This window comes from Paramuribaculum intestinale (assembly GCF_003024925.1).
Taxonomy (GTDB): domain Bacteria; phylum Bacteroidota; class Bacteroidia; order Bacteroidales; family Muribaculaceae; genus Paramuribaculum; species Paramuribaculum intestinale.
Window position 1 is genome coordinate 1 of record NZ_PUED01000202.1, and the last position, 3,927, is coordinate 3,927.

6 protein-coding genes are annotated in these 3,927 nt (G+C 57.1%); 5 read left to right on the forward strand and 1 reads right to left on the reverse strand.

Features of this window, described 5'->3' with window-relative positions:
* A partial coding sequence (metK, locus tag C5O24_RS11480; RefSeq protein ID WP_240604992.1) for a methionine adenosyltransferase occupies nucleotides 1–888 on the reverse strand: 888 nt, incomplete at its 3' end.
* Nucleotides 889–1,202: 314 nt separating this feature from the next.
* Here metK and C5O24_RS11485 point away from each other — a divergent pair.
* The 5 genes from C5O24_RS11485 to C5O24_RS11505 all read left to right on the forward strand — a co-directional run.
* Nucleotides 1,203–1,712, forward strand: coding sequence for an LptE family protein (locus C5O24_RS11485; protein WP_107035662.1), 510 nt, complete (start codon nucleotides 1,203–1,205; stop codon nucleotides 1,710–1,712).
* Nucleotides 1,712–2,482 (forward strand): hypothetical protein, encoded by a 771-nt coding sequence (locus C5O24_RS11490; protein WP_107035661.1) that lies wholly within the window; start codon nucleotides 1,712–1,714, stop codon nucleotides 2,480–2,482. The genes C5O24_RS11485 and C5O24_RS11490 overlap by 1 nt, the downstream gene beginning before the upstream one ends.
* Nucleotides 2,483–2,493: 11 nt before the next feature.
* Nucleotides 2,494–2,862, forward strand: coding sequence for a preprotein translocase subunit SecG (gene secG, locus C5O24_RS11495; RefSeq protein WP_107681852.1), 369 nt, complete (start codon nucleotides 2,494–2,496; stop codon nucleotides 2,860–2,862).
* 229 nt (nucleotides 2,863–3,091) lie between these two features.
* The gene (gene rbfA, locus C5O24_RS11500) at nucleotides 3,092–3,469 is read left to right on the forward strand and encodes a 30S ribosome-binding factor RbfA (protein ID WP_107035659.1); all 378 of its coding nucleotides are present in this window, start codon (nucleotides 3,092–3,094) and stop codon (nucleotides 3,467–3,469) included.
* Nucleotides 3,470–3,512: 43 nt separating this feature from the next.
* Nucleotides 3,513–3,927 (forward strand): ABC transporter permease (locus C5O24_RS11505; protein ID WP_205961105.1); only part of this gene is annotated, 415 nt, incomplete at its 3' end.

The following is a 3,927-nucleotide window of genomic DNA, read 5'->3' on the forward strand; positions in this document are numbered from 1 at the left end:
TCGGCCGGGTGCGCCGCGTCCGCCGAAGGTGTCCACTACAATCTTGCGGCCGGTAAGCCCGGTGTCGCCGTGGGGGCCGCCTATGACAAATTTGCCGGTCGGATTGACATGGAGTATCAGGCTGTCGTCGAACATGGCCTGAATGTCGGCCGGAAGCTGCGCCACTACGCGGGGAATGAGTATGGTGGCTACATCGTGGCGTATCTGCTGAAGCATAAGCTTGTCGGCCTCTTCGGCGCTGATGCCGGGCGCGGGCTGGATGAATTCGTCGTGCTGAGTGGAGATTACGATGGTGTGTATGCGCACCGGGCGTCCCTCGGCCGAATATTCTACCGTCACCTGACTCTTGGCGTCGGGGCGCAGATAGGTCATCGTGCTTCCCTCCTTGCGTATGGCCGCGAGCTCGCGCAGCAGCGCGTGGCTTAGGTCGAGGGCGAGCGGCATGAGGTTGGCGGTTTCGTCGCAGGCGAAGCCGAACATCATCCCCTGGTCGCCGGCTCCCTGATCGGCGGCGTTGGCACGTTCCACACCGCGGTTTATGTCGCCGCTCTGCTCGTGGAGAGCCGAGAGTACCCCGCAGGCCTGTGCGTCAAATTTCAGTTCGCTGCGGTTGTAGCCGATCTCTTCGATGATCCGGCGGCATACGCCTGTCAGATCAATGCTCGCGTTGCTTTTCACCTCGCCGGCCACGACAACCTGTCCGGTGGTGACAAGCGTTTCGCAGGCCACCTTCGATTGCGGATCCTGTGCGATGAATTCATCGAGTATAGCATCGGAAATCTGGTCGGCCACCTTGTCAGGGTGTCCTTCCGATACTGATTCGGATGTGAACAGGTAGTGTCCCTGTCTGATCTGTTCTGTTTCTGTCGGTCGGTTGTTTTCCATCATTTTTATAAATAATTATGCCCGGGCGTCGCGTCGCGCTAAAGCCGGGCATCCATTCGCAGTGGGGGAGATGATGGAAGGTAGCGGTTTTAGCATTTTTTCAAGTGGTTGCAAGCAGCCAAATTTTTCCACTTCATATCGCATTGTTCCGGTGAGCGCTCGGTCGAGCATCCCGTTGGGCGTTTGCGGCTGCAAAGGTAGCTAATCTTTTTCGATTGTGCAACAAGCGCGGAGTCTCACGCTTGCGGGAGCGGGAATTTTGACGTAACTTTGCAGTCGTGAAGAGATCCCTACGACATATAGCCCGCCGTTGTCGGATGATGGCCGCCGAAGTGCTTGCTGTGACGTTGCTGCTTCTGCTTGCCTCGTCGTGCCGCATAAGCTACAAACTCAATGGCGCCGCGCTTGACTACACGGTCTACAAGACGGTGCGCATCGACAATTTTCCGATCCGTGCTGCACTGGTCTATCCGCCTCTGCAGCAGACCTTCGAAAACAAACTTCTCGACTATGTGCAGCGCAACACGCGTCTGCAGACCACCGACGGCAATTCCGATCTGGTGATGGAGGGCGAGATAACAGGCTATTCGCTCAGTCCGCAGGCTGTCAACGAGGATGCCTACGCGTCGAAGACCCGTCTGACCATAACCGTCAGAGTGCGGTACACCGACAGCAAGAAGGATGGAAACGATATCGACCAGACATTCTCGGCATATCGCGATTTTGATTCGTCGCAGATGTTGACCGAAGTGCAGGATCAGCTGTGCGAGGAGATTTCCGACGAACTTGTCATACAGATATTCAACGCAACTTTGGGCAACTGGTGATGGAAACCGACGAGAATCTCATCAGATTTATGGATGCTGTGGCTTCGGGTGAGGCAGTGCCGGCCGGGCTTGCCGACAGGCTCATCGCCGACTATCCGTGGTTTGTGCTCCCCGCGGCCATGCGTCTTCAGCGCGGATCCGACAGGCTCGATGCCGACGCGCGGCAGATACTCGCCGCGCGTGTGGCTCTCGGAATGGCCGACCGCACCGCTATGCTCCGTCTGGCCGACGACCGGGGGCACATGTTCGACGGGTTCTATCCTCCGGCTCCCGGCGACGAAACTCCTACCACCGAAACTGCCATAGACACGTTTCTTAACGCCTACGGCACTATCGACCCGGCAGAGGAAGCTCTGCTCGAAAGACTTATATTCAATCCCATGGCCGATTATTCGCAGGTGCTGATCAAGGAACAGGAGGAGAGTCGTCTGGACGACGGTGAAGAGCCTGAAGCCGACGAACAGGATCGTCTGATGGACGCCTTTGTCGATAAATACGGCCACGAGGAAGCAGCCGATGAAGCTGATTCGCGTCAGCCTGAAAACCGGCCGTCGACACCGCGCCACGCCGCTTCGCGGCAGGCTCCGCCCCCCGACTCAATGCTCAGCGAGAGTCTCGCGAAAATCTACATCAAAAGGCGCCGCTACGAAAAGGCTTATGAAATTATCCATACATTAAGTTTGAATTTTCCAGAAAAAAGTATTTACTTTGCAGACCAATTGCGTTTCCTGAAGAAACTCATACTGAATAATAATCTAAAACAGAAATAAATACCAACACTATGTTCGTAGTTCTCATCGTATTGACTCTGATTGCGGCAGTGCTGCTCATCGGAGTGGTATTGATCCAGAAGTCGAAGGGCGGCGGCCTGTCGTCATCGTTTGCAGGCTCCAATCAGATCATGGGCGTGCGCCGCACCAACAGTTTTATCGAGAAAATGACATGGACTCTGGCCGGTGCTATTGCCGTTCTGGCCGTGCTTTCGGCTTTCTTCATGCCCACGGCTCTGCAGCGCTCCGGTTCGCGTGTCAATCCCACCGCTCCGGTAGAACAGACCGCTCCGGTCGGTTATGACACCAATCTGCCGTCGGCCGACGCGGCAGCTCCTGCAGCCGAGGCTCCCGCGGCCGAAACTCCCGCAGCGGAGTGATAGCGGCCGCCGTCGCGTCACCGCCATCACGGTGAGGGCGGCACTCATGGCGGCTTCAATCATGCTCCGACAGATATCAGGCGGTGTGTCAAAAACCGATGTTTTGACACACCGCCATGTTTTTTTCAGCTGCCGCAGTGAGCCAACCCCCTCCGGCGGTTGTTGAGAAAATAAGGCCGGACGCCGTTCGCCCGGCGTATGTAATGTTTCAAGAATAAATCTGACAATTATGGAATCAACACGTCAAGCCAAGATCGCCCGCCTGCTCCAGAAGGAGCTGAGCGAGATATTCCGTCAGCAGACGGCCAAGACCCACGGTGTGATAATATCGGTCAGCACCGTGCGTGTGTCGCCCGACCTCAGCATAGCCAAGGCATATCTGTCGGTATTCCCGTCGGGAAAGGCTCAGGAGATGATCGACAATATCAACAAGAGTCAGAAGACCGTGCGCTATGAACTCGCGCAGCGTGTACGGCATCAGTTGCGCAAGACACCCGAACTCGCGTTCTATCTCGACGACTCGCTCGACTACATAGAGAAGATCGACTCTCTGCTCGACTCGACTACTGCTGAGGGAGCTGAAAAGGAGTTGCCCGAGGCCGACTGACGGTTGTAGGTGTAGCCAATCATCGTCAGCATATTCTGCTGCAATGGAATCATTGAGAATCGCCGTGCGCTATCTGCTCTCGCGCAAGAGCATGGGCGCGGTCAACGTCATATCGCGCATATCCGTGGCCGGAGTGGCTGTCGCCACTGCCGCCACGCTGTGCGTGCTGTCGGTGTTCAACGGTTTCTCGCATCTGGCGGCTTCGCGTCTGTCGAAGCTTGACCCGGAGCTGCGCGTGATGCCGGCCGGCGGCAAGGTCATTGGCGCTGCCGATTCGCTTGCCGCCCTGATCCGCGGGGTTGACGGAGTGGAGTGCGCCATGCCAATGGTGGAGGAACGCGCCCTGGCTGTCTACGACGGGCGCCAGATGCCGGTCACCCTGATGGGTGTGCCCGAAGGTTTCGGAGCGCAGTCGGGCATCGACGATATAATCATCGACGGCCGCTACCTGCAGACCG

Excerpts from the sequence above, each read along its gene's own strand:
- secG (WP_107681852.1), top strand. The coding sequence starts at position 2,494 with ATGTTCGTAGTTCTCATCGTATTGACTCTGATTGCGGCAGTGCTGCTC.
- rbfA (WP_107035659.1), top strand. The coding sequence starts at position 3,092 with ATGGAATCAACACGTCAAGCCAAGATCGCCCGCCTGCTCCAGAAGGAG.
- C5O24_RS11485 (WP_107035662.1), top strand. The coding sequence starts at position 1,203 with ATGATGGCCGCCGAAGTGCTTGCTGTGACGTTGCTGCTTCTGCTTGCC.
- C5O24_RS11490 (WP_107035661.1), top strand. The coding sequence starts at position 1,712 with ATGGAAACCGACGAGAATCTCATCAGATTTATGGATGCTGTGGCTTCG.